Source organism: Acetobacter malorum (assembly GCF_002153605.1).
Classification (GTDB): domain Bacteria; phylum Pseudomonadota; class Alphaproteobacteria; order Acetobacterales; family Acetobacteraceae; genus Acetobacter; species Acetobacter malorum_A.
Genome location: NZ_JOPG01000001.1, coordinates 116,974 through 142,605 on the forward strand (window position 1 = coordinate 116,974; position 25,632 = coordinate 142,605).

The 25,632-nt window shown below is 58.9% G+C and carries 19 protein-coding genes; 9 read left to right on the forward strand and 10 right to left on the reverse strand.

The window, feature by feature from the left end; all coding sequences use genetic code 11:
* Positions 1-54 precede the first annotated feature (54 nt).
* The 5 genes from HK23_RS00565 to HK23_RS00585 all read left to right on the forward strand — a co-directional run bounded on the left by HK23_RS00565 (position 55) and on the right by HK23_RS00585 (position 6,121).
* Entirely contained in the window at positions 55-579 is a 525-nt protein-coding gene (locus tag HK23_RS00565; RefSeq protein WP_179193747.1) for an RNA polymerase sigma factor, read from the forward strand.
* Complete coding sequence (locus HK23_RS00570) at positions 576-1,331, forward strand: anti-sigma factor family protein (protein WP_086652467.1); 756 nt, start codon at positions 576-578, stop codon at positions 1,329-1,331. Before HK23_RS00565 ends, HK23_RS00570 begins: the two co-directional genes overlap by 4 nt.
* A 135-nt stretch (positions 1,332-1,466) precedes the next feature.
* A complete protein-coding gene (locus HK23_RS00575; RefSeq protein ID WP_086652468.1) occupies positions 1,467-3,467 on the forward strand; it encodes an OPT family oligopeptide transporter in 2,001 nt (666 codons plus the stop codon).
* Positions 3,468-3,638: 171 nt separating this feature from the next.
* Positions 3,639-4,628, forward strand: a complete 990-nt coding sequence (locus tag HK23_RS00580; protein ID WP_086652469.1) for a glycosyltransferase family 2 protein — start codon at positions 3,639-3,641, stop codon at positions 4,626-4,628.
* A gap of 35 nt (positions 4,629-4,663) precedes the next feature.
* On the forward strand, positions 4,664-6,121 hold the full coding sequence (locus HK23_RS00585) for a hypothetical protein (protein WP_143217454.1): 1,458 nt from the start codon (positions 4,664-4,666) through the stop codon (positions 6,119-6,121).
* A gap of 21 nt (positions 6,122-6,142) precedes the next feature.
* Here HK23_RS00585 and HK23_RS00590 read toward each other — a convergent pair whose 3' ends face one another.
* From HK23_RS00590 to HK23_RS00600, 3 genes are all read right to left on the reverse strand, one after another.
* Positions 6,143-8,542 (reverse strand): TonB-dependent receptor, encoded by a 2,400-nt coding sequence (locus HK23_RS00590; RefSeq protein WP_143217455.1) that lies wholly within the window; start codon positions 8,540-8,542, stop codon positions 6,143-6,145.
* Positions 8,543-8,811: 269 nt separating this feature from the next.
* Entirely contained in the window at positions 8,812-11,157 is a 2,346-nt protein-coding gene (locus tag HK23_RS00595) for a glycosyltransferase family protein (RefSeq protein ID WP_086652472.1), read from the reverse strand.
* A 50-nt stretch (positions 11,158-11,207) separates the two neighbouring features.
* Positions 11,208-12,023, reverse strand: a complete 816-nt coding sequence (locus HK23_RS00600) for a universal stress protein (RefSeq protein WP_086652473.1) — start codon at positions 12,021-12,023, stop codon at positions 11,208-11,210.
* A gap of 260 nt (positions 12,024-12,283) precedes the next feature.
* Here HK23_RS00600 and HK23_RS00605 point away from each other — a divergent pair, with 260 nt between their 5' ends.
* A complete protein-coding gene (locus tag HK23_RS00605) occupies positions 12,284-13,069 on the forward strand; it encodes an alpha/beta fold hydrolase (RefSeq protein ID WP_086652474.1) in 786 nt (261 codons plus the stop codon).
* A gap of 162 nt (positions 13,070-13,231) precedes the next feature.
* Here HK23_RS00605 and HK23_RS00610 read toward each other — a convergent pair whose 3' ends face one another.
* The 5 genes from HK23_RS00610 to HK23_RS00630 all read right to left on the reverse strand — a co-directional run bounded on the left by HK23_RS00610 (position 13,232) and on the right by HK23_RS00630 (position 19,673).
* Complete coding sequence (locus tag HK23_RS00610; RefSeq protein ID WP_086652475.1) at positions 13,232-13,630, reverse strand: lysozyme inhibitor LprI family protein; 399 nt, start codon at positions 13,628-13,630, stop codon at positions 13,232-13,234.
* A gap of 179 nt (positions 13,631-13,809) precedes the next feature.
* The gene (locus tag HK23_RS00615) at positions 13,810-14,016 is read right to left on the reverse strand and encodes a hypothetical protein (RefSeq protein ID WP_143217456.1); all 207 of its coding nucleotides are present in this window, start codon (positions 14,014-14,016) and stop codon (positions 13,810-13,812) included.
* A gap of 37 nt (positions 14,017-14,053) precedes the next feature.
* Complete coding sequence (locus HK23_RS00620; protein WP_256939994.1) at positions 14,054-15,670, reverse strand: PepSY-associated TM helix domain-containing protein; 1,617 nt, start codon at positions 15,668-15,670, stop codon at positions 14,054-14,056.
* Positions 15,667-17,868, reverse strand: a complete 2,202-nt coding sequence (locus HK23_RS00625) for a TonB-dependent siderophore receptor (protein WP_256939995.1) — start codon at positions 17,866-17,868, stop codon at positions 15,667-15,669. Before HK23_RS00625 ends, HK23_RS00620 begins: the two co-directional genes overlap by 4 nt.
* A gap of 146 nt (positions 17,869-18,014) precedes the next feature.
* The gene (locus tag HK23_RS00630; RefSeq protein ID WP_086652478.1) at positions 18,015-19,673 is read right to left on the reverse strand and encodes an NAD(P)/FAD-dependent oxidoreductase; all 1,659 of its coding nucleotides are present in this window, start codon (positions 19,671-19,673) and stop codon (positions 18,015-18,017) included.
* Between the two features lie 103 nt (positions 19,674-19,776).
* On the opposite strand from HK23_RS00630, the gene HK23_RS00635 reads away from it, so the two are divergent.
* The 3 genes from HK23_RS00635 (at position 19,777) to HK23_RS00645 (ending at position 23,451) form a co-directional block, all read left to right on the forward strand.
* Complete coding sequence (locus tag HK23_RS00635) at positions 19,777-20,901, forward strand: cation diffusion facilitator family transporter (protein WP_086652479.1); 1,125 nt, start codon at positions 19,777-19,779, stop codon at positions 20,899-20,901.
* Positions 20,902-20,941: 40 nt separating this feature from the next.
* A complete protein-coding gene (locus HK23_RS00640; protein WP_086652480.1) occupies positions 20,942-21,886 on the forward strand; it encodes a cation diffusion facilitator family transporter in 945 nt (314 codons plus the stop codon).
* A 185-nt stretch (positions 21,887-22,071) separates the two neighbouring features.
* Positions 22,072-23,451, forward strand: a complete 1,380-nt coding sequence (locus tag HK23_RS00645) for a chloride channel protein (RefSeq protein WP_086652481.1) — start codon at positions 22,072-22,074, stop codon at positions 23,449-23,451.
* 25 nt (positions 23,452-23,476) lie between these two features.
* On the opposite strand, the gene HK23_RS14460 is transcribed toward HK23_RS00645, so the two are convergent.
* Both HK23_RS14460 and HK23_RS00650 read right to left on the reverse strand, forming a co-directional pair.
* Complete coding sequence (locus HK23_RS14460; protein WP_179193748.1) at positions 23,477-23,617, reverse strand: hypothetical protein; 141 nt, start codon at positions 23,615-23,617, stop codon at positions 23,477-23,479.
* 81 nt (positions 23,618-23,698) lie between these two features.
* Positions 23,699-25,549: a Hint domain-containing protein gene (locus HK23_RS00650; protein WP_086652482.1), complete on the reverse strand. Its 1,851-nt coding sequence runs from the start codon at positions 25,547-25,549 to the stop codon at positions 23,699-23,701.
* Positions 25,550-25,632 lie beyond the last annotated feature (83 nt).

The window sequence follows — 25,632 nt, forward strand, 5'->3', positions numbered from 1 at the left end:
GCATTGGGAATAAACTGGCGCGCTGAGCGTCTCTGTCCTCAGGAGATGACGCACATGAGGGGCCGGGACGCGGTGAGTGATGAAGACGACGGCAGACTACAGAGCGTCATTCCGGCCTTGAGGCGCTACGCGCGGGTGCTGACCCGTGACCCGCATCAGGCCGATGATCTGGTGCAGGATTGTCTGGAACGTGCCCTGTCCCGGATGGATCAGGTGCGGGATCAGTCAGATCTACGCCCCTGGCTCTTCACCATCGCCTACCGCCTGAACATCAGCCGATGGCGGCGTTTCCGGCGTCTGGTGCCTATGGCAGAAACCTCATTCCCGGAACCGCTGCAGGACGCCGGGCAAATTCCGCATCTTGAATGGCAGGACATGACACAGGCCTTCGGGCGTCTGTCTGATGACCATCGGCAGGTGCTGCTGCTCGTGGGGGTTGAAGGGCTGGACTACAAAGCCGTTGCGGAGATCCTCAGCGTGCCGGTTGGCACCGTGATGTCCCGCCTTTCCCGCGCCCGGTCTGCCCTGCATGATCTGGCAGGCCATGAGAAACGTCCCATCCTGAGGAGGGTGAAATGACGCGCCCCGATACCCCTGTGACCGAGGATGACCTTCAGGCGTGGGTCGATGACTTTCTCCCCCCCGACCGTCGCCGAGACGTGGATATCTGGCTGGAAAACCACCCGGAAGCGCAGCAGCGTGTCAGGGCATGCCGGCAGGAGCGTGACGGTTTGCGGGCGGCACTGGACACAGACCTCCGCGAGCCGATCCCTGCTCGCTTTGATCTGGCCCGTCTGAGAGAGCGCAGGGTGCGGCGCTTCAGTCTGCCGCAGATGGCGGCCTCCATTGCGTTCGCACTTTCCCTCGGGCTTGGTGGCGGGTGGTTTCTGCGGGACCGGCAGGTGCCCGTCGGGCTGGCATCCGTCGAGCAGGAAGCCGCTATGGTGCAGGAGGCGGGCAAAGGCAGCGCCATTGCAAAAGGCAATGCCACGCAACTGGCAGCGTGGGGAGAGAGCGTTCTGGGCAGGCCGGTCCAGCCGCCGGATCTCTCCAGCGCGGGGTATCAGCTCTCCGGGGGCCAGCTTGTCACGACCGATCATGGCCCCGCCTGCCTGTTCTTCTACGCTAAAGACGGAGGTGGGCGGCTCTCCCTGTTTGTGCGGCCCATGTATCGGGTGGATGTCACGGCCCCCATGCGGCCCATGCGGCATGTTCCGGGCTACCTCTGGGCGCAGGACGGACTGGGGGTCAGTCTGGTCTCGGATGCGCCCGTGCCCGGCCTGCACGGGCTGGCCAGCCATGCCCGTGATCTGATGGGAGAACCGAGCTGAGCGCCGCCGCCCTGTGGCTTTCCCACCATCTTTTCTTATCTCATTGCCTCTCCGGTTCATTCAGGGGAGACAAGCGGCATCAGGCAGCGTATCGAAGCCCTTCATGATGTCTGATGCTGCTGCGAGGCTCCGGGTATGACCGCTCCATCCCCCCTGCAAACCCCCTCCGTGCGTGAACTCACCGTGCGCGGGCTGATTCTGGGGGCGCTGATTACCGTCGTCTTCACCGCCTCCAACGTCTATCTTGGGCTGCGGATCGGGCTGACCTTTGCCTCCTCCATTCCGGCGGCTGTCATTTCCATGGCCGTGCTGCGCGCACTGGGGCGCAGCACCCTGCTGGAAAACAATATGGTGCAAAGTCAGGCCTCGGCGGCAGGCACGTTGTCCTGCGTGTTCGCCACCTTCCCCGGCCTGATTATGACGGGCTTCTGGCATAGCTTCCCCTTCTGGCAGACAGCGGGCCTCTCGCTGGCCGGGGGCATTGCGGGCGTGCTGTTTACCATTCCTCTGCGCCGCGCACTGGTGACGGAAAGCGCTCTCCCCTACCCGGAAGGCGTCGCCGCAGCAGAGATCCTGCGCGCCGGGGGTGAGAATGGGAACAGCAAGAGCCTGTCCGCCCTGATCGGCGGCAGCGTTGTGGCGGGTCTGTTCTCCTTTGCCTGTAGCGGCCTGCAACTTCTGGCCGATACCGTCAGCGTCACCGGGGCTGCCGGGGCTGCCGTATTCCGGTTTTCGGGTGGCCTGTCTCTCGCGCTGCTGGGGGCTGGCTATCTGGTGGGGCTGGCCGGTGGGCTGGCCATGCTGCTGGGCTGCGTGCTGGCATGGGGCGTTGGCGTGCCCTGGCTGACCGCCCACATGCCCAACCCGGAGCATCTGGACGCCGCCGCCTTCGCGAACGCGATCTGGCTGCATAAGGTCCGGTTTATCGGGGCCGGGGCCATTGCCATTTCTTCCCTGTGGACCCTGATCGAACTGATGGGCCCCGTCCTGCGCGGGCTGAGCAGCGTGTTCCGGGGCCGCAAAGGTGCCGTGGTGCCGGATGCGGACCGTGACCTGTCTCCCCGCGTCATGATCGCCCTCCTTGGGGTTACTGTTCTGATACTGGGCGGCCTGTTTGCAGCCTTTCTGGCCCCCATGGCGCATGGCATCTGGCCCGCAGTCTGCGCGGCGGTGCTGTTCTGCGTGGTGTTCGGCTTTGTGATGGCCGCCGCCTGCGGCTACATGGCGGGCATTGTCGGCTCCTCCTCCTCCCCCATTTCCGGCATTATCATTATTGCCGCCGTGCTGTGCGCGCTGATGATTCTGGGGCTGGAATCTCTCGGTCTGATGCCTGCGGAAATGATGGCAGACGGCCAGACGCTGGCCACCGGCTTCACCATCCTGCTGCTGTCCGCCATTACCGCGACCGTCGCCATTTCCAACGATAACCTTCAGGACCTCAAGACCGGCCAGCTTGTCGGGGCCTCCCCGTGGAAGCAGGAAGTGGCGCTGATTGCAGGCTGTGTGGTGGGCGCGGCTGTCATCCCGCCGGTGCTTAACCTGCTCTATCAGGCATACGGCTTTGCCGGTGCCCCCATGCCGCGCCCCGGTATGGACCCGGCCCACGCGCTCGCCGCCCCGCAGCCTGCGCTGATCGCCATGATTGCGAAGGGCATTTTCACGCAGTCACTGGACTGGAGCATGCTTTCCATCGGTTTTGGGCTGGGGGCTGTGCTGATCGGGCTGGACCTGCTCCTGCGCCGCCGCCATCTGGCCCTGCCGCCGCTGGGCGTGGCCGTGGGCATCTACCTGCCGGCCTCCGTCAGCGTCACGCTGGCCGTGGGCGCAGTTCTGGGCTGGGTGCTAAACCGTAAGCTGAAGGAACGTCGCAGCACAACCGGCGGTTACGGTGAGGCTGACCGCCTGCCGGAAGCCGTGACAGAACATGACGCCAGCATTGGCACCATGATCGCCTCCGGCTTTATTGTGGGAGAAAGCCTGATTGGCGTGGCGCTGGCCGTGCTGTCCGGCGCGCTGGGGCGGGATGATGCGCTTTCTCTGGCGCCATGGCTGCCCGCCGGAGCCCCTGCCGTGCTGGGGCTGGCTGCTTTCTGCGTCGCATGCGTCTGGTTTGCCCGGAAAGTCCTGCAAAAATAAAAGCAACGGTTTTGTAAGCATTATACCTTGAAAAACCGAACTTTCTCAGCATGTGTCCACTTTGCAACTGTCCAACAGTTTTACAGGCAGGTTGTCGCAACCCAGATTTGAAAATGATAGTGTGACTTTCACTCAGCTCTTTATTGTTACTGAACTGGAAGCACACTCTTCATGCCTGCCACGCCGCGCCCAGCCCCACGACTGGCCATTGTCGTACCCTGCTACAATGAGGAAGAGGTTTTTGCCTATTGCCAGCAGGAACTGAGCGCCCTGCTCTACACCATGGTGCAGGACGAGATGGTGCAGCCGGACAGCTTTTTGCTGTTTGTGGATGATGGCAGCCGGGACACCACATGGGAGCAGATCAAAGCCGCCTGTACTGACGAAAGCCATGTGCAGGGCTTAAAACTTTCCCGTAATGAGGGCCACCAGTCTGCTCTGCTGGCCGGGCTGGCTGCGGCAGCCCCGCAAGCCGATGCCATTGTCAGCATTGACGCCGACCTTCAGGATGACATTCAGGCCATCCGCCGCATGGTGGAAGGCTACCATGCCGGGTATGACGTTGTGTATGGCGTGCGGGAATGCCGCCAGACAGATACGTGGTTCAAGCGGACCTCAGCAGAAGGCTTTTACCGGCTGATGGCGGCCATGGGGGTCAGGCAGGTGTCCAACCATGCCGACTTCCGCCTGCTCAGCCAGCGCGCGGTCAATGGCCTGCTGCGCTATACAGAACGCAATGCCTATATCCGTGGCCTTGTGCCGCTGGTGGGCTTTCCCTCCACAGAAGTGCACTATGCCCGCGGCCTGCGCACAGCGGGTGAATCCAAATACCCGCTGCGCAAAATGCTCGCTCTGGCCATGGAGGGCATTACGTCCATGACCGTCACCCCTTTGCGGCTGATTGCCGCACTGGGCTTTTCTATCTGCGCCGTCTCTCTGGCTGCGACGTTTTATGTGCTGGTTATGAAATTCACCGGCAATACCGTCGAGGGCTGGCCCTCCATTATCCTGTCCATCTTCTTCATGGGCGGCGTGCAGATGCTCTCTCTGGGCATTATTGGGGAATATGTTGGCAAGATTTATCTGGAAGCCAAACAACGCCCGCGCTTTCATGTGGAAAGTTTTCTCCAGAACCCGGTAAAAAACTTATCTCAGCTATAACATCATAACGTCATAAAAATAATAAGGACGATTTCGTGATATTGAGAAGCTTTCCAAACACAAGCAGAAAGCAGTGCCATTTTCTGGTCTCTGCTTTTTCATTTGTACTTTTACTCCCTTTAGTTCTCATTAATTTTCAACTTGAGAACCCGGATGATTTCTTAATAAAAAATTATGGGAGCTGGCTTGATGCTTTCATGAGATATACGCCAAAAGATGGCAGACATATTATCAGTTTCCTGAATACTGGCTTATTCCATCTTGGATTTACATACCCTGCATACCAGATTTTCTGTAGCGCCACTTTTATCTTTTCATTTATATATTTAATTCATTCAATTATTTCTATAACAAAAATCGATGACAATCTCTTTAAAAGCTTATTTTTTACAGCTTCATGTATTTTATTTCCGTTTATGTTTGATTTATACCAATGGACATCTGCCTACCTGATTTATTCAGTAGGATTTTTATGCATTGCGGCTGTTTTTTCTTGCATGCCCCGCCTGGATGGTCCGGTTAAATTTCTGGTGTGCGGATCGTTAATCGCTGTTGCCACCTGCGCTTACCAGCCTTTCATCCTGCTTCCTTTTGTTGTGCTGGCTCTGTGTGCATTTTTCAAAGATGTTCCGCCAAAATTAACCGCTCCCTCATCACTGATGATACTTCTTGTCAGCAGCCTGTTTTTTTATGTTGTCTATAATGAAATTCTAAAACGCCTGTGGGAAGTTTTCTCAGGCCCCGGAAACCTTCAAAGAACGCTGTCCTTTCAGTCCATTCCATTTAATTTTTTACGAAAACTTCATACTGAAGCAGATATATTTCTCTCTCATGGTGCATACCATAACCTCTTGTACAAACCGCTGTCTTTACTGCTGTTCTGTATCGTCGCGGGTCTTACTATCACGGCGTTTCTCAAATTTGACGTAAAGCTGGTTGCGTGTGCCCTCTTTCTGGTTATCGCAATTCCAACCCCGATTGTTCTGCTGGAACCAGAAGGCACCTATTGGCCATCCCCCAGAATCAGCTTTTATATCAATATGCTGTTTCCACTGGGCCTGCTCGCCCTTCTGCAAAAATTTCCTCTTAACGCGACCATCAGATATGGGCTTTGCGGTATTCTTATCCTGATGTGTGGAAACGCTTTTTCCATCCTGCATCACCGCTGGTTACAGGACAGGCTGGATGCCGAGGTAGCACAGTCTATTCTCAATCAGATTGAACTCAGAACTGACCGGCCTCTTATTGTACAAATTGATCCAGCCCGCATTCAGAACTGGCATTTCAATATTTATGAACTCGGAGGGACCATCTTTTGGGCCCCCTACGCCATCACGCCTTACATGAACGAAAAAGCCAAAAAGCCTTTCAATCCGGCTGAGGTAACGTTCGAGAGAGATGACGGACAAATCTGCCCGGTGGATAAAGATCCAACCAACCCCACTCCCGAACCTCCGCATGTCCTCTGCCCCCTTTACGATCTTGCGTGGTAAAGGGGGCTTAATGCGTCGTCTTTAATACGTCATAGACAGGTTAAACAGGAAAGACCGGCCAACCGAGGGTGTTACGCGGTTGCTGAACAGGTTGCCGTAGTTCAGGCGGTTGGCAAGGTTGTAACCGTTCATGGCAATTTTCCAGTTCGGACCAAACTGGTGGGACACCACCGCGTCAAACTCGACGTTTGCCGGAACGCGGGCGGTATTGGCCGGGTCCAGGAACACGCCTTCACGCCAGGTCACGCCACCACCCATTGTCAGGTTATAGGGCTTTTTGGGCGCAATTTCATACGTGGTCCACACAGTTGCCTGATTGCGGGGCACATACTGCACCTGCTTGCCAATATCCGCTGCGGTGCCGCCCGTCGTCTTGCTGTCATACTTGGCGTAGGTGGCAATCATGTTCCAGTTTTTCAGGATCTGGCCGGACACGCTCAGTTCTACGCCCTGGTTGCGCTGGGTATCGCCAGAGTCCGTCACCGTCCCGGTGCTGGGGTCTGTCAGCATGGAATTGCCTTTTTCCAGACGGAAGACAGACGCCGTAAAGCCAATCCGGTCATGGAATGCGGAATATTTGGCCCCCAGTTCATACAATCTGCTGCGCTCCGGCTGGAATTTGGAATTCTTGGGAGACAGCGGCTCAGAACTGTTGGTGACGTAAAGACCCATCGGCGTGGTGGATTCAGCCCAGTTGAAATACACCATCGCATGATCGTTCGGCGTGTACATCAGGCTGACATTCGGGTTGAACGTATCCTGCTTCTGGCCAAGATGCGTGTCCGGCGTCGTGGCGACGCCGCCTGTGGCACTATAGTTGCTGCTCCAGTGATCCCACCGGAAACCGGCCTTGACCGAGAACCACGGCGTCAGCCAGGCCTGCTCGGAGAAGAACGCCCCGACATCCGTCGCAGCACTGGTCTTCCATTCTTTTTTACCAACGCCGTTGGGAATGTTCACCAGATTGTTCGGGTTCAGAGAGCCAACACCAACATCCAGCCCCGGAACATAAGCTGTCGGGTTCAGCAGGCTGGCCCACTGGCGGGCTGAAGGATTGTTATAGGCATAGTTCCGGCGGCGATCATAAATATGCTCAATATCCACACCGGCAATCATCTGGTGTTTGATGCTGCCGGTATTGAAGTTGGCCACCGCAGAAGACACGTTCTGCACGGACCAGTCATCCTGCTGGTACGGGTTAGGGCCACCCACCCCGCCAATACGGGAAACAAGCGCGGTTTGCGGGTGTGATGAGAACAGAGCACTTGTGCAGGCCGCGTTACAGCTTTCCTGAGATGCCGAGAAATACCGGCTATACAGCCCGCCACGGGTATCATTGTAGACGGTAATGTGCGGATTGACCTCCCACTTCAGGCGGCCTGTCAGCATATCAACGTTGGAATCATCCTGGTCAAAGGTCGTGCCATACCAGGTGGTGCGCCGCACGCCATATTCCGTCACTGGTTTGCCGTAAGATGTCCCCGGCTTTGTCACCACAGGCACACCATAATCGGGAATACGGTTATCTGTCTGATGGAAATATTCTATGGTATAGTTAACTTTTTTTCCAAGCCCGAAAATAATGGACGGCGCAATCCCCCAGCGGTGGGAATAGACTGCATCCCGCCCGACCATATCATTTTCATTCCCCATGCCGGTTACGCGCACGGCAATGGTATCGGTAATCTTATGGCTGAAATCGAGCGTGCCGCGGTAATACGCCCCGCTCCCACCGGAGAAACTGGCCCCGATATGGTTCTGGTCATTGGGGGTTTTGGTGGTGATGTTAATCGCGCCCCCCGTGGTGCCGTTCCCAAACACCTGAGAAGACGGCCCTTTGATAACCGTCACATGGTCATAATCAAAGGAGTCGCGTGTATAAACACCAAAGTCACGTAAGCCGTTTTCATAAATATCATTCTGGGCTGCAAAGCCACGAATGAGGAACTGATCGCCCGCCATCCCGCCTTCACCCTCACCCACGGAGGCGGTGATGCCCGGCACGTTTTTGAGCGCTTCATCCAGTGATTTGACGTTCTGCTGCTGCATGAGCAACTGCGGCACAACATCAATGGTCTGCGGCGTATGCAGCACATCCTGCGGCATACGGCTGATGCCAATGGGGGTGCGCAGCGTGTTCATGGGCGACGCCGTTACAACCCAGTGTTCGGACTCTGTGCCGTCATCTTCCTTGACCAGTTCAGGCCCCTTCCCTTTCGGGTTGGTCAGAACGGCCTGTGGCTGCGCGGCTTTTTTCGTCGCATCTTTGGCAGCATCCGCAGGCGTGCGCGGGGGCAGAACAGGCTCTTTTCCCGCGGCGTCATCCGCAGCCATGGCCGGAAAAGCCGAACCACATCCCAAAGCCAGACCAAAGGCCAGTGGCGCCGGGTGAAGGCAACGCCGAATAGTATGTTTACTCATGGATGAAGCAGCCTGTTGCAAATTAAGAGCGTGAAGATGCTTCGCAATAACAGCGGATGATAATGATTCGCAAATTCAGCTTATGCATAGCAGTTCCGCTTACATCTTTTTGCGAGCCATCACTGCGCCGGAACGAAGCCGGCTGGGAGGCGGCATAAGCCTGTTTTCCCCCGGAAAACCGCCCCCTGCCGCATGCAACAACCAGCACGGCAGGAAACGATTAAAAACTATTTTATACTTCCCAAGACCTCCCCGGCTCGCAACAACACTTACCCTCTTCTTGCAACCGCACCCGCTGCATGCAGAGCCACAACATCCCCGCGCATCTGCCTGCCACCGGCAAAACCCAGCGCCAGCAAAGCCAGTCCTGCCAGAAAGCCAGTCCAGCCCCACGCCATGAAAGGCGGCGTAAAACTGAACCGAATATTCGCCTGCCCCGCAGGCAGGGGGATGCGTTCAAACAGGCCATCCTCAACCGTTGGCACCACGGTCTGGCCATTTACGCGGGCTGTCCAGCCCGCCATCATCAGTTCTCGCCGGATGAGGAAAGACGGCGCGGCGCACTGCGTTTGCACCTCTGTCTGGGTGTGCGCCTGCACGCTGCATCCGGGGCCAGCCTCAAAATATGGAGCCGCATGAGGCAGGCGATACACATCGGCTGTCGGGTCGGCATAGATCAACTGCATACGGTTTTCTGGGGCCAGCGCCTCACTGCCGGACAATGCGAAGCCATGCGGCACCAGCGCCAGCGCAACGCCCAGCTTTTCAAAAACCTCCGGCCTTTTAGACAGTGTTTCTGCCAGAAAGAACTGACCGCCCGGGCGATTAGGCGTAATGCCATCAAACGTCACCGGGTCCACATCCGGGCCAAAATCATGCTTCATGCGCTCAATCCATGCGCTGGGCATGGGCACACCGTTATGGTTGAGCGACGGTAGGCGGAAATACGCTCCGTAGTTGGGTGCAATCACCCCCATGGTCACAAACCGCTGTAAGCCCAGCTCCCGCTGCACAGTGTTCAGCAAGAGCGTGTTGCGCGGTAAAGGCGCACGCACACAGAGCAGCGGGATGCAGAACAGCAGGAGCGCCTCACCCAGCACCCCCGCGCTCACCAGCGCCACGCGTGCCCGCGCGGACCGCCAGCGCCCCCACCCCAGAAAACCCGTGGCACACAGCACAACCACGCCGCACCCGAGCAGAACGGACCCGGCCTCATACCCCCATGAGGACACAGGGCCATGACTATAGCCGCGCAGGGCATCACGCGTCGGGCCGTTCAGTCGCCATGCGCCAAACGCCGCAGCCCCAAGGAGCACACTGGCCCACACCACAGGTTTTTTGAAAACGGCCCGGATCTGCGCAGACGTCAACGAGGCAGGCAGACTGAACAGATCATCCAGCCCAAAAGCAGCCAGCAGAATGAGCGCTGCCTGTTCCGCCGGGAAGCACAAGCGATAGAAAACGGTGCGCCCCACACCGGGCAGTAGATCCACCAGCCCGGTAATAACTGGCAGATTAGCCTGCTTGCCCATGCACACCAGAACATAGCCTGCCAGCATCAGCCGCGCCGGGCGCTCGCGTTTGCCAAACAGAGCCACCAGCGCCAGCCATGGCACCACCAGCCCGGTATAACCACCCATCGCCCACCATGCGCCAAACTGTTCTGCACCACCGTAAAAAAACAGGCCGTTGATGTACGGGAAAAGCGCCATGGCCCAACTGGCCTGCGGCAAGGCAGCATCCAGCACGCCGGCATGCGCGCCAACCCATGCTTCCCGCAGGAAGTCCGCAAACGCCACAAGCTGCGGCGCTGCCAGCAAAAGTGCTGCGCCCCCTCCGGCCATAATACGCAAAGCATAGGGCAGACGCGTGGCAGCCGGTTGCTGCACCAGCCGCAACACCGCCCAGCACAAGCCCAGCGTGCCCACCAGAAACGCCGTTTCCGGAAAGCCCGAAAGCAGCAGATAGCCCAGCCCCACAGCCAGCCAGCCCCAGCCGCCTATGCCAACATGCGTTCTGGCGCGCTCAATGCCAAACAGCACCAGTGGCAAAAAAGCCAGAGGCTGACTTGGGCCGTCCGAAGCCCATGCATACGTGCCGTTAAACGCATAAAGCAATGCGCCCAGCAGCACCGCGCGCTTATCCAGACGCAAGGCCCGCAAAAAGGCGTACATCGCCAGCCCGGCGACAATTTGCAAAGCGATCTTCATCAGCAGCAAACCACCAGGAAAGCCCAGCAGCAGCACAAATGGCAGGAAGAACGCGGCAGGCTGATACTCCCCCGCCAACGGCATGCCGACGCCGCTATAAGGGTTCCACCAGGGCAGGATACCCTGCCGCCAGTCAGACGCCACCAGATGCCCCAGCGCCTGCACAATCACACCCGCGCAGCCGTCAATCCAGCCGGGCAAACCGGGCAGCAGACCACCGTCCAGCCAGTCCCGCCGGATGGTGGTGGCCACAGAAAGCACAGAAAGCGGGTCTGACGTCATCTGCCCGAACAATGCCGGGCCGATCAGTTCCGGGAGGTGAACAAGAACAGGCAGCAGCACCAGCAGCGCGACGTGCCAGAGCGGCCAGCGACGCGACGCCGGGCGGGAAAAAGCGATATCCATAGGCCCACTTTAGCAAGAAGCGGGCCAGTCTCCTACACAGCCACCCGCCTTTAATGATGTAGAAAGACCGGAATATCGGGGTGATGCAGCATATATTCCGTCACGCTCCCCATAATCCGGTTATAGAGCATGCCATGCTGGTAGCCGCCCATTACCAGCAGATCGGCTTTTTCATCATGCGCAATTTCCAGCAGTTGCTGTGCCACGGCTTCCGCCCCGTGCCGATGCTGCAGATGCGCCGTCTCATACGCAATGCCGGGCAGCAGATCCGCTGGCATATCTTCCCCTTCCGGGGAGAGAACCGTCACAGTTTCCGCGTGGGCCAGCAGCATGCGGGAGGCCGTAAAGGCCCTGCGGCAACAGGGGGAATCCCGCCAGGCCATCAGCACGGTACGCCCGCACGGGCGGTCCCAGAACGGGGGCACCAGCAGCAGCGGACGATTGGTCTCAAAAATGGCAGAGCGCAGCGCCCGATGCTTCTGCTCGCTGTCCCTGCGGTCGGGGAAGCCCAGCAGGATCAGCCCGGCATCTCGCGCATAACCGTTGATAATCCGCTCCACGGCAATTTCCGGGTCCAGCCAGTTGACCTCCACAGCAGAAAGCCGGTCCGCCGGGGAGCCATATTCCTGCTCCAGCCAGTGATGGAACGTAGCATGCAGGCTGGCGGCCCACTCCCGCTGGTCCTGCCGCATGACAAAAGCGCTCTCATCCGTCAGGCTCATCGGCCCCTTGCCCTCATTGGGGGGCTCGCGGGCCGCCAGAACATCAATCCGGTCTCCCCCCACCTGCTTGATCAGTGAAGCCGCCAGAGAGAGCAGGACAACGGCCTGATCGGGCTGGTTAAGGATAACGAGGCAGCGTTGCATAAAAAACCGTCCTTATTCTGTTCCGTCCCTGGCGCACAGACATGGGCAGAACGGTTCTGCCGCATGGAGACGGTTCCGGTTCAAACCTCCATCGGCTCGAAAGTTCCCGGCCAGCGCATGCCAGCCTGTTCACCATCGCAAGTCTCGCAGGAAGGTGAAGAAAAAACTGTCCCGCCCCCCTCGCCTTTAGGGAAAAGATAAGCGAGAGTTCCGCCGGACCAGCTCTCCAGAGCCTTGTTTTTGAAAGGATAAAACACGCCGTGCTGCTGAACGTGATTGAACGGGGCCCCGAAGTGTCCTCCGAGGCAAAGACCCTTCCCCCTGTTGTTCTGCTGCATGGACTGTTTGGCCGGGCCCGCAATCTGGGCTTTGTGCAGCGCCGGCTGGCCGCCACCCGCCGCACACTGGCGCTGGATTTGCGCAACCACGGGGACAGCCCCCACGGCCCCATGAGCTTCCAGATTATGGCGGATGATGTGCGGGAGACGCTGGAACATCACAACATCTCCTCCGCCATGCTGCTGGGCCATTCCATGGGCGGCAAAACCGCCATGATGCTGGCCCTGCGCCACCCGGAATGTGTGCACAGCCTGCTGGTGGTGGACATTGCCCCCGGCGAGGGCGGCTTTACCCGTATGGACGTTCCGGCCGAGCTGGAAACGCTGGATTTCCCCCCGCATCTGGACCGCGCCGGGGCCGACGCCCTGCTGCGCCCGCTGATCCCCAGTGAAGCGATCCGCCAGATGATGGTGCAGAACATGCGGCTGGGCGATAATCCCGGCTGGAGCATTGGTCTTGCGGATATCATGTCCGCCCTGCCGACCATCATGAGCTGGCCGGAGCTGCCGCCCGGCACAGAGTATGACGGACCGACCCTGTTTATCCGGGGTGAGATTTCCCCCTACATCCAGCCCAAAAACTACCCCGCCATGCGCCGCCTGTTCCCGCACTACACGCTGGAGACCATTAGCGGCGCGGGCCACTGGGTGCATGTTGACGCACCAAAACGCTTTGCGGAACTGGTGGAGAAGTTTGCGGAGCGATGACTGGGAAACGCCCCCGCCCTTTACTAATGCAGTAAACGATGTGAACGGAGAGGTGTGTCAATCTGTTGGAAATTGTTCTGTATAAGCCGCAATTTTTCTACAGAAACACAAAGCTCTATATCAGAGGAAAAACCACTTCCTCCAAGTAGAGCCTGTTAGAGCTTAATCCAAATAACGACCATAGGCGGTTTTTAATTCATCTTCATGGTGTCGGGTTAAGGCTTCCAGACAGGCAAAATGGGCAGGAGGACCACCTGAACCACCATCGTAGAGAGCATATTCAGCATCACAAAAACTATTTTTATAAAGCACCCAAATTTTTTCCATCTGCTGCAATTTTTCAAGATCGGAGCCGTGTATCTTTCCTTGGATACTCTGAAATGTTTGCTGCAAGTGCGTGTCCGCGTTTTGCGCGGCATTATACAAACAATGCGTTAATTTTGATTCTGGCCCCACTCCCCTGCACGGGGCATTGGGATCATTCATGTGTTGGGCATAGGCATAAGCTGGCAGCGTCAAAAGCGTGGCGACGAATGTCAAAGCGAAGGCTTTTGTTACCATTTTCGTCGCTCCAGAATTTATTGATACCTTGCACTATGCTCCCATAGTGCCAGACAGAGTACGACAAATTCAAAGCATAACGGTTTGTTGCTCTTGGATGCCTCTTGTCGCGGCGCGTGGCAATCTACGAAGCAGAAAGAATCACCGCTTTCCGCTCTCCGGACCAAAAGACAGGAACGTTAAAACCACGCTCCCTTTCCCCACTGCCCCACCATCCTTCTCCCCGTCTGCACCAGAGCCGCTACAATCACGGCAAAGCCGAGATCGAGTATCCAGAAAACAGCGGCAAAAGCCGCATTGTCTACGTGCAGGATGTCCAGACAGAGGCTGGCACACAGCAGCAGCACACCAGTGCATTTTACAGCTACAGGGCGCAGAGAGATCATAAAAACCCCGCAAAATTGCAGGACTGTATAAAACAACTCACATCCCGTCATGATCGGCCTTCATGGAGCCGAGCGCTGCAACACAACAGCCTGCCAGACAGAGCGCGACGAGAGACACGGCACGCTCCACACTATCCGCCCAGGGCGCGCTTAGCAGCACAATACCGCCAGACACCCCCACACCCAATCCCACAAGAAGCCGCCAGCTTGTCCGGGCGGGCAGCACGACAGCCAGCAACAAAAGCAGAAACCAGACAGCAAATACGATCTGTATTTCCCGCGTGGCCCGCTCCGCCAAGGCAACGGGTAGCAGGCGGTTGGCGAGGAAAAACGCTGCGAAAGCAACAGGCGTGCCCGCCACCATCCCGGCATTGATGCGGTCAAGCAGGACAAGACGGACGCTATCGCCCCGGCGCAGGCGGCGTCTGATCCATAATCTCAGCCCACTTCCTGTGACAATAAGAAGCAAAATGCCGGACCCAAAATACAGCCAGCGGGTGGCGAGCGGGGCAAAATGCGCGACGTGCAGCCCGTAAAGCACGGCAAAGGCCGTCACAACCGGGCGCTCCTCATGCGTGTCGGCCAGCAGTTTCCCTGTTTTTCCATCAAAGCGGAGGACATGGGTGCCAAAGGCAATCCGGTCATTATTATCCCCCATGATGACAATCGTCGCAGCGGCGTCGGACGGGTTGTAAACATAGACCTGATTGAGCCCCTCCGTTTTCAGACGCTCGGCGGCTTCAGCAAGAACAGGGCCGATGGGGGCCAGCGTGCTTGCTCTCCCGGTCGGTGCGGGCGCGGACAGAGAGGGAGCCAGAGCGGCCTCAAACGCAGAGGCATCCCGGTAATGCGCAAGCCCTGCCCAGGGCATCAGCAGCGTGCCGAGCGTGACCGCACCAGTCAGCGCAATGGTGAGGTGGAACGGCAGCGCCGCAACCCCTGCCAGATTATGCGCATCCAGCCAGCTCCGCTGCCCTTTTTTGGGCCTGAAGGTGAAGAAATCCAGAAAAATCCGCCTGTGCGCGACAATCCCGGTCAGCAGCACAAACACCAGCGCAAGGGCGGCAATCGCGGCAAGCAGACGCCCCCACGGGTAGGGCAACTGAAGTTCAAAATGGAACCGATAGAAAAAATCTCCCCCCAGCGTATCGCGAATGGTGTCGGGGGAGCCGGTCACAGGGTCCAGTGCGCGTTGCAGAAATGCGCCATTCTGATCCCATGCCGCCCAGCTGAACGGCGCACGCTCTCTTGCCGGCGTGATGTACCACGCGGAAGACTGCGGGGCATGGCGGCTGAGCCAGCCAATGGCGGCCTCCGTCGCTTTGACGGGGTCCACCGCACCCGCTCTCAGTTCCGGGCGCGCCCAGAGGCTGATTTCAGGCCGAAATACGCTGAGCGTGCCGGACAGCGTGATGATGTAAATCAGCCATCCGGTAAAAATGCCCGCCATATCGTGCACTTGCGTCATGGCGGCCCGAAAGCCCGTGCGCACACGGGAAAAGCCGGCCATAGCCAGCACCGGCCAGCCCACAAGCGCTACGAAAATGCCGGCCAACACAGCGTTGACCGGCGATAACGGCAGGCAATACGCGGTCAAAAAACCCAGAAACGCCGCACCGGCGTAGGCAAGAAAGATGACCGCGGCAGATTTCACCAGGAAAAGCCTATACTACCCTGTGCATTACGTCGTTCCCCGTAATAGCAGAAGGCCTGACCGTAGGACGCATAGGCCATACAGTTGGAAACGAAGTGCTTGTCAAACAGGTTACGCACGCTGGCCGAGGCCGTCCACCCACGCAGCGAGGGGGAGAGGTTGGAGAGGTCATACCGGATGGAGCCATCAAACAGCGCATAGTTCGGAACCCACACGCTGCCATTGTCGCCCTCGCCCCCATAGGCTTTGGCCGTGTAGCGCATGCCACCACCAAACCCGAACCCTTTCATGGGGCCGGACGGCATGGTGTAGAAAGCAAACAGTGAGGCATTCCCTTTACCGGACTGGATCAGCGGCTTTCCGGTTGAATCATCATGCACTTTCTGAACACTGACGGCCGCAGTAACCATCAGCCCCTTGTAAACATCTGCATGGGCCTCAAACTCAAAGCCATCAGAATGCACTTTCCCGCTCTGCACGCTGTACGGCAAGCTGCCGACAGAAACCAGAACATTGGTCTGCTCAATATGGAAACCAGCAGCCGTCAGCAGAACCGGCGTTCCCGGAATCTGATATTTCAAACCACCTTCAAGCTGTTTACCGATTGAAGGATCAGCCTGCCGCATTGTCTTGCCGCCATTATCAGACACAAGGCCGGACTGCGGCTGGAAAGATGTTGAATAGCTGATGTACGGCGCAAGCCCGAAGTCAAAGTGATACAGGCCAGACGCACGCCATGTAATCTGGCTGGAGCGCTGCCGCGTATCGGACCCGCTAAAACGCTCGATCTGATGAGACCGATACCAGTCATTCCGCAGGCTTCCGTTCAGCACCAGCCCACCCCAGTGGATTTCGTCCTGCCCGTAGGCACCAATCTGGTGTGAATCTGCCTTATACCGGGCTGCCGCAACCATGTCGGGAAACGTCATGTGGTAGTTGGGGTGCAGAACATTCAGGTCCGGTGCGTCCCCCTGGCTGTAGAGTTCCCCTGCCTGCTGCCACATGTAGTCGTAGCCAAACATCAAGGTATGCCGCAGGGGGCCGGTGTTCACATGCCCTTTAAACTGGCTGTCAAATGCCAGATTGTGCACGTGCTCGTTGGTGCCGTAGGCATAACGCGGCACCGTGTCCGGGCTGCTGTAATAGCCCGCATCATAGGTGCTCCTCTGGTCCACCTTGATGTCATCATAACGGCCGCGGGAATTGAAGCTCCAGTCGTTATTGAAGCGATGCGAGAAGATATAGGTAAAGGAGCCGTGTTTGCGGTTGAATTTCTCAACCCCTACGTCTCCATCATAGAAATTACGCGGCAGATAGCCGAAGGAGGCCCGCCTGAGGGAGCCTTCCAGCGGCACACCGCCATAGGTCCCGCTTTCCGGGTCATACTGGTAATTGCCCAGAATTGTCAGCGTGGTCGGGCCATCGCCTCCAAAGCTGAAAGACGGGCTGATGGAAAAACGACGGCTCCCCGTTTTGGACAACTGCGTGTGCTGGCCATTCACCGTTCCATACAGACGGTACCGCACCGACCCATTATCGGAAGCAAAACCGCCGACATCCGCATCCACACGATACAGATCAAACATACCGCCCGTTGTCGTCACATCGCCATAAGAGCGCTGCGCGGTTGGCAGTTTGCTGGATAGCGCTGCAAGACCACCGGGGCTGGACTGGCCATAGAGCGCAGAGGCCGGGCCTTTCAGCATTTCCACCCGGTCAAGCCGGAACGTATCCGTCTGCCCAACGGCATAACCCGTTGGGCTGTCCTGCATTTTCAGCCCGTCCAGGAACGTGGGAACACTAAAACCACGGAGAAGGAACTGGTCATACCGCGTGCCAATTCCGCCACGCAGATCCGGCGTGATGCCAGCCGTATAGCGCACCGCCTGATTGAGACTCAGCACGCCGCGCACGTTCATCTCATTTCGGGTGATGACGGAAACAGACTGGGCCGTTTCAATCAGCGGTGTATCGCTTTTGGTAGCGGAGGATGCAGACGTGGAAAGCCGCCGCCCCTGCACGCTGATAGCCTCGACCGCCGCAGCATGCGCTGCGGACTTAGCCGCTGGTTTTTGGGATGAGGTTTTGACGGAGGATGATTTTCCTGCCGCATCCTTTTTCTCAGGCTCAGCGGCCAGAAGAGGCTGGCTGGCACAGGTCACCCCCAACACGACGAAAAGACAGGCAGTACGAGACACGGCGCTTTTTCTCCCACAAAGTAGGAGCCGCTTACATGAAGATGCGAATTATTTGCAATATACCATTTGGCAATAATATGGCAGGCCAGCTCTGCATCGCTGAATGGGGGCGCTGAAAAGCTGCGCCCCCCGAACTCTGTCAGGCTTTAAAGCCCCAGCCCGTCTACTGTTTTTCCGGCAATATCCAGCGCCACAGCTTCCGCAATACGGATGCCATCAATTCCGGCTGAAAGAATGCCACCGGCATAACCAGCGCCCTCACCCGCCGGATACAGGCCGGGGGTGCTGAGGGACTGACCATCCGCCCCGCGCGGGATACGCAGTGGGGAGGACGTGCGGGTTTCAACACCGGTCATCACCGCATCTTCCATCGCAAAGCCTTTCAGCTTGCGGTCAAACAGCGGCAAGGCTTCCCGCAGGGCGGCCACAGCAAAATCTGGCAAACAGGTGGACAGGTCAGCAGGCGTCACGCCCGGCTTGTAGGACGGCACCACTGCGCCCAGTGTGGTAGACGGACGGCCCGCCAGAAAATCCCCCACACGCTGGGCCGGGGCTTTGTAAGAGCGACCACCGGCTTCAAACGCCTTGCGTTCCCAATGGCGCTGGAACGCCATGCCCGCCAGCGGGTCATCCGGGTAATCCTCGCCGGGGCGCAGATCCACCACCATGCCGGAATTGGCGTTCCGTTCCGCGCGGGAATACTGGCTCATGCCGTTGGTAACCACCTGCCCTTCTTCGGATGTCGCAGCCACCACGGTGCCACCGGGGCACATGCAGAAGGAATACACGCCGCGCCCGTTGCTGGCGTGATGCACCAGCCGATATTCCGCAGCGCCCAGCAACGGGTTGCCCGCGCTGGTGCCAAACTGCGCCGTATCAATCACGGATTGCGGGTGTTCAATCCGCACACCAATGGAAAACGGCTTGGCCTGCATCTGCACGCCCGCCTGCTGCAACATGGTAAAGGTGTCACGCGCGCTATGCCCCACAGCCATCACCACATGGTCGGCGGCAATCACCTCCCCCTCCGCCGTACGCACACCTTTGATGCGGCCTGTGGCCTCGTCCTGCACCAGTCCGTCTACGCGGGTGCCAAAGCGATATTCCCCGCCAGCCGCCTCAATTTCCGCGCGGATATGCTCCACCATGGAAACCAGCCGGAACGTGCCGATATGCGGATGCGCCAGATACAGGATTTCTTCCGGGGCACCGGCCTTTACAAATTCTTCCAGCACCCGGCGGCCCAGAAAGCGCGGGTCCCGCACCTGACTATAGAGCTTGCCGTCCGAGAACGTCCCGGCCCCGCCCTCGCCAAACTGCACGTTGCTCTCTGGTGTCAGCACCCCCTTCCGCCACAGGGCGAACGTATCCACCGTGCGTTCCCGCACCACTTTACCGCGCTCCAGAATCAACGGACGCAGGCCCATCTGCGCCAGCGTGAGGGCTGCCATAAAGCCGCACGGCCCGGCCCCGATTACGATGGGGCGCAGATAGCCCGGCTTGCTGGCCAGTGCTGCACCATCCGTCACCGGCGGACGCCAGGCCATCTCGGGCGCGATGTTCACATGCGGGTCTTTGGGGTGCGCGGCCCGATAACGCGCCAGCACGGCGGCCTCATCCTTTACGGCGCAATCCACCGTATAGACCAGCATGATCGCACTGCGCCGCCGGGCATCATGCCCCCGCCGGAACACGGTAAAACGCTCCAGCGCCTCCGGCGCGATAGCAAGGCGCACTCGGATGGCCTCCTCCAGCGCTTCGGGGGGATGGTCCAGCGGAAGCCGCAGTTCGGTCAGTCTGAGCATGGCGCGACCTTTATCACATGTGATAGACAGTTAAGGGGCTTCCCTATGCCGGACAGCGTTCTGACGCAACGGGCACGCCTCCGCCAACCCGCAAGGACCCGACATGTCTCAGCCGCCGTCCGCCTCCTCCGGCCCGCACACGGACCATTCCGCCTGCACGACGCATGACCACGATCACGCGCATGATGCCGCACACGGTAACGCAGGCCAAAACGCTCAGGCAGACACGCACAGCCATGACGATCATGACGCAGACCATCCGCATGATGACCATGACCACGATCATGACGGGCACGACCATCACCACCACGGGTTCGGGCACGCGCATGTTCATACCCCGGCCTCGTTCGGCTGGTCCTTTGCCATCGGGATTGTGCTGAACGTTGTCTATCTGGGAGCAGAGGCCTTGTGGGGCATTCTGTCCAACTCGCTCTCCCTGCTGGCTGATGCCGGGCACAATCTGTCCGATGTTCTGGCGCTGGCAGCGGCATGGCTGGCACAGCATCTGTCCGCAAAATCCCCCTCCGCCCGCTTTACCTATGGGCTGCGGCGCTCCTCCATTCTGGCAGCACTGGCCAATGCCGTTATTCTCATGCTGGTGACAGGAGGGGTCGCGTGGGAGTCCATTGAGCGGCTGTTCCATCCCGGCCCGGTGGCTGGCAAGACCATGATGATTGTGGCGGGCATCGGCATTCTGGTGAATGGCGGCACAGCGCTGCTGTTTGCCTCCGGCCAGAAGAACGACATCAATATTCGCGGGGCCTTCCTGCACATGGCGTCAGACGCCGTAACCTCACTGGCCGTGGTGATTGCTGGCGGGCTGGTACTGCTGACCGGCCTGACATGGATCGACCCCGCCATCAGCCTCGGCATTTCCCTGCTGGTGGTGCTGGCCACATGGTCCCTGCTGCGGGATTCTCTGGATATGGCGCTCGATGGAGTGCCGCGCTCCGTGGACCGGGACAGTGTGGAGACCTTCCTGCGCACACAGCCCGGTGTGGCGGACCTGCATGATCTGCACATCTGGCCCATGAGCACGACGGAAACCGCCCTCACCGTGCATCTGGTCCGCGCGGCCAGCCTGCCTGCCGGGCAGACGGAAACCCTGCTGCTTCAAAGCACTGTGGAAGCCCTGCGCACCCGCTTTGGGATCGTGCATCCCACGGTACAGATTGAAAGTGCGGACTATCACCCGCCCTGCCATTTGGTGGACCCGCACACGGTTTAAGCGGCTGCGTTTTCACTCAAGGTCTGGTATCGGTCTGCCCATGCAGCTTCCCCTCCCCGAAAGTAACAAGAGCATCGCCCTGTGCAGTCTGGCCATCAGTCTGGTCGCGCTGGGGCTGAAATACGCCGCCTATGCCACCAGCGGCAGCGTGGCGCTGTATTCCGATGCGGTGGAAACCATCATCAACGTGGTCTCGGCACTGGGAGGGCTCTGGGCGCTGAGCGTTGCGGAACGCCCGGCAGACCACAACCACACCTACGGGCATTATAAGGCAGAATATCTCTCCGCCGTGGCGGAAGGCACGCTGGTGCTGGTCACCGCCTTTGTCATCGGGCGCGAGGCCGTGGAAGGCTTCCTGCACCCCCACCCGACCAATGCCCCTTATGTCGGGATTCTGCTCAACGCGGCCGCGACCGTGGTCAATCTGATTTGGGGGCTGACGCTTGTACATGCCGGGCGCAACCGTCGCTCTCCCGCCCTTCAGGCAGGGGGGCAGCATGTACTCTCCGATGTCTGGACCGGTGCCGGGCTGGTGGTCGGCATGCTCCTCATCCCGCTGACGGGCTGGGTCTGGCTGGATGCTGTGCTGGCCGGGTTGATTGCCCTGAACGTGCTGCGCGTGGGCTGGGAGATGATGCGGGAGTCCATCGCAGGCCTGATGGACGAGGCACCGGCCCCGGAAACGCTGGATGATATCCGTGATATTATCGCCACCAACGGGCGCGGCGCGATTGAAGCCCATGACATCCGCACCCGCATTGTCGGTGCCATCACTTTTCTGGAATTCCATCTGGTCGTGCCCGGCAGCATGACGGTGGAGGAAGCGCACCAGATCTGTGACCGGATTGAAGCCGGCCTGCGCACCAAAATGGGGGATACACTGGTGCATATCCATGTGGAGCCGGACAACATGGCCAAGCATGAAGGCATTGTGTTCTGGCCGCGTCCTGCAACCGAGTCCGCCACGCCGGGCAAACCCACGTAACGCGTTTTCAGTTTTACGATAGTTTTTGGCAGCCTCCTTCGCGTTTAGCGTCCCGCTTTGCGCATATTACTCGGGGCTGGCATGCATTTTATTAATACAGAGCGTGTATAAAACCAGACAATGCTTCCCTCGTTGTGAAGGCATGTTAGAAGACGTTTCGTCTTCTCAGCCAATCAGGATTGTTCATGTCTGCCAGCGTGCCCGTCACGTCCGCTCAGCTTCGCCATTTACGGGATCAGGCCCGTGCCGGCACGGTCAACTGGCGGCGCAAGCTGATCTACTGGTCCGGTGCAATCATGGTCGGCGTGGTGGCGGTCACCTTCGCCTTTCTGGCAGACCGCGCGGCTAATCTGCGCAGCCAGATTGTGGCCTTCAGCCCCTGGCTGATGCTGGTTGTCACCCCTGGCGGGCTGGCGCTTTCTACCTGGCTGACACGCACATGGTTCCGCGGCGCGCAGGGCAGCGGCATTCCGCAGGCCATAGCCTGCATGCATCTGAATGACGTCCGCATTGTCGATCGCGTGCTGGCGCTAAAAATAGCGATGGCCAAGATCCTTCTCACCTGCCTCGGACTGTTCTCGGGCGCGTCCATCGGGCGAGAAGGCCCTACGGTGCAGGTTGGCGCATCCATCATGCACACGGTCGGGCGCTTTATGGGCGTGCATGACCCCATCAAGCAGCGCGCGCTGATCAAGGCCGGTGGGGCAGCAGGGGTTGCTGCCGCGTTCAACACGCCTCTTGCGGGTATTGTGTTCGGTATTGAAGAACTGGCCCACTCCTACGAGCAACGCACCAGCGGCACCATGCTCACCTGTGTGGTCATTGCCGGTGTGACAGCCATCGCCATGGTTGGGAACTACACCTATTTCGGCCATACCAGCTCGGTTGTGCCGGTGGGCGTCAGCTGGCTGGCGGTGCTGGCCTGCGGTGTGCTGGGTGGTCTGAGCGGGGGTTCCTTTTCTGCGCTGCTTGTTCGTATCTCCCGCGGCATTCCGGGCCGGATGGGCCTCTTCATCGCCCGGCGGCCGATTTCGTTCGCTGCACTCTGCGGGCTGGTTCTGGCCATTATCGGCCTGCTGTCCGGCGGCATGACCTACGGCACGGGTTATGTGCAGGCACGGGACATCATCATGGGGTCCGGGGACTATCCGGCTTCCTTCTTCGTGCTGAAATTTCTGGCGACCATCGTGTCCTACTGTTCCGGCATTCCGGGCGGGCTGTTTGCCCCGTCCCTGTCAGTCGGGGCCGGCATGGGTGGCTGGGTGGCACAATATCTGCCGCACACCTCCCCCGGTGCCGTCGTACTGCTGGGCACGGTGGCGTATTTTGCCGCCGTCACGCAGGCCCCGCTGACCGCGACCGTCATTGTCATGGAAATGTGTGACAACCAGCAGATCACTCTTGCCCTGCTGGCCAGCGCCTTTCTGGCATTTGGTGTGTCTCGCGCCCTGTGCAGCCACGCTCTTTATGGGGCACTGGCCGTACGCTTCCTGCGCACGGCTGACCCCCGCCCCAACTCTTCCACCTCCCCCACCCCGGCAACGGATACGATGGGGCGGAAGTAAAGCAACAGCAGGTCGCAAAACCGGCTTACAGAACCAGCAGGACGCGCCCGGCCACCACGGAGGTGGCAATCAGCCCCACCAGCATTTCCTGCGGCATGCAGCGCCCGTCTTCACAAGACAAAAGCATGCTCTCAAACAGCATTGCTACAACGCAATAAGAGGGCACACACGTGCGCCCTCCGGGACAACCCCATCAGTCATCAGTGGTCCGGCACATTGGCACCGGACCACTGAGAGAAGACGCGTTTCAGGACACTGCGCGAACCTGTGCAGCAGCCTGCTCAAGGCGATACGGCCCACCGGCCAGCACCTCAACCATCAGCATCCCAAAGGTTCCGGGCTTCCGTTCCCCCAGAGACACAGCAGCTTCACCATTGGTCCAGCGTGCCGTCTGCCCGGCTTCCGCCGCGTGCCAGCCGGAAGCCATCGGCGTACCTGCGGCTGGTTCCAGATTACGGGGTGCTGACGTGCTGTCCTGCAACATCATGCGCCCGACCAGAACGCCCAGCGTACGCCGGTCATCCACAAACGGGCCGATCGTATCCACCGGACGGCTGGCACGGGAAACCAGATGCACAGCCTTAACGTGCGGGGGCACGATAAAAATAGTGCGTCCGTTATGGGTCCGCACCTTGTTGATCCTGGCACCGCTTTCCGTCACCAGATGCAGGTCGGACTCAGTCGTCAGAGTTGCAGTCTCCAGAGACTGCGTGTCCTCAACTTCTGCGCCCCGCAGCATTTCCGCGCGCTGGGCCAGACGCTGGTGCAGCGGTTCTACAGCATCACGCGCCGTCATCAGCGGAGCCGCTGCATCCTCTGCCCAGCAACGGGCCAGACCGGGAATGCGCACCACAGTACCCGCCTGCCGGAACGCCCGACGATTGCCCGTATCCAGATAGCTTTCCGTCAGCGCACCATCTGCCATAATCACCGCATGCTGCGCGGTTTCCACGTGGTAGTAAGTATAAGCGCGGATGGTCTGGTCGTAAGCAATCGTCTCACCGTTCACCAGCATACGCACAGGCACAAACTGCCCATCCAGATACAGGCAATGTTCCGGGGTGATCAGCAGATCCTTGCCCGGCACACCATCTGCCAGAGCATTCTGGCGCACGCGCACCGGCCAGCCAGCTTCATCCAGCGGCAGACCGGCCCGCACCTCGGCCTGACGGGACCCAACCCATACCACCGGCTGCGCAACAGGCTTGCCATTTTCAAACGTCAGCAGGGTATCGCCAACCTGCACGTCTTCCACCGCGACTTCACCCGTAGGGGTGCTCAGCAGGGTTCCGGACAGGAAGCAGACCGAGCCCACGGCTTCAATGCTCAGGGACGTCCCGTCGCTGGACACGGTCAGCGGGCCAGCACCGGTGGCAGAATAGTTACCAACCGTAAAATTCTGCCCGGAGACGTTCACATCGGCAATTGTCTGCCCATTTGCGTCATAAACGGTGATAGACTGCTGCGAGCCGAAGGAGTTTGCAATGGAATAAGTTGCTGGCGTAGCAGAAAGATTTTCAAATGAGATAAAGTCTTTTGCTGCATCAAACCCGTTGATGGTCGTGGCGGAAAGATCCAGCAGCGTCCCACCGGCATTCGCAATGAAGTTGCCGCCGCCCTTGCCAAAATTGATGGTGGAGCCGTTCAAAAGCGCGACCAGACCACTGCCGTTGCTGAACGTGCCCCCATTAGTCAGATTAATTGTAGAACCAGACAGCGCTCCGGCGATGAGATTATTACCCATAGTCGCCTTGCCGCCATCCACATTCACAGTCATACCGCTCAGAGCGGAAACTGCTGTGGTAATGGTTGCCGTGCCGCCAACATAAATTGTCGCACCACTCAGCGCAGAAATGAGCGTAGTGACCGTCCCCGTCATCCCCGGTGGAATGACATACGCACCCCCGCCAATCCCCAGAATGGAAACAATGGAAAGCGTCCCACCATTTTTTGTCAGAACCTGACTAGCTGAGACATTCCCGAGATCGGTTACTGTACCGTCGGGGTCAGTAATCTTAACGGCATCAGTTGGAAACAATAACTCCCCATTGGAGACGATAGAGTACGTGACGCCGGCGCTATTCGTATAGTTGGTCATATATTAATACTTCCTTAATAAAAAATCCTCAAAGCCAGCTCTGTTATTTAATTAAAAACCATTAAATACTGGTTAATCTCTTT

Coding starts and splice junctions, on each gene's coding strand:
- HK23_RS00565 (WP_179193747.1), top strand. CDS start 55: ATGAGGGGCCGGGACGCGGTGAGTGATGAAGACGACGGCAGACTACAG.
- HK23_RS00570 (WP_086652467.1), top strand. CDS start 576: ATGACGCGCCCCGATACCCCTGTGACCGAGGATGACCTTCAGGCGTGG.
- HK23_RS00575 (WP_086652468.1), top strand. CDS start 1,467: ATGACCGCTCCATCCCCCCTGCAAACCCCCTCCGTGCGTGAACTCACC.
- HK23_RS00580 (WP_086652469.1), top strand. CDS start 3,639: ATGCCTGCCACGCCGCGCCCAGCCCCACGACTGGCCATTGTCGTACCC.
- HK23_RS00590 (WP_143217455.1), bottom strand. CDS start 8,542: ATGAGTAAACATACTATTCGGCGTTGCCTTCACCCGGCGCCACTGGCC.
- HK23_RS00595 (WP_086652472.1), bottom strand. CDS start 11,157: ATGGATATCGCTTTTTCCCGCCCGGCGTCGCGTCGCTGGCCGCTCTGG.
- HK23_RS00600 (WP_086652473.1), bottom strand. CDS start 12,023: ATGCAACGCTGCCTCGTTATCCTTAACCAGCCCGATCAGGCCGTTGTC.
- HK23_RS00610 (WP_086652475.1), bottom strand. CDS start 13,630: ATGGTAACAAAAGCCTTCGCTTTGACATTCGTCGCCACGCTTTTGACG.
- HK23_RS00615 (WP_143217456.1), bottom strand. CDS start 14,016: ATGATCTCTCTGCGCCCTGTAGCTGTAAAATGCACTGGTGTGCTGCTG.
- HK23_RS00630 (WP_086652478.1), bottom strand. CDS start 19,673: ATGCTCAGACTGACCGAACTGCGGCTTCCGCTGGACCATCCCCCCGAA.
- HK23_RS00635 (WP_086652479.1), top strand. CDS start 19,777: ATGTCTCAGCCGCCGTCCGCCTCCTCCGGCCCGCACACGGACCATTCC.
- HK23_RS00640 (WP_086652480.1), top strand. CDS start 20,942: ATGCAGCTTCCCCTCCCCGAAAGTAACAAGAGCATCGCCCTGTGCAGT.
- HK23_RS00645 (WP_086652481.1), top strand. CDS start 22,072: ATGTCTGCCAGCGTGCCCGTCACGTCCGCTCAGCTTCGCCATTTACGG.
- HK23_RS00650 (WP_086652482.1), bottom strand. CDS start 25,549: ATGACCAACTATACGAATAGCGCCGGCGTCACGTACTCTATCGTCTCC.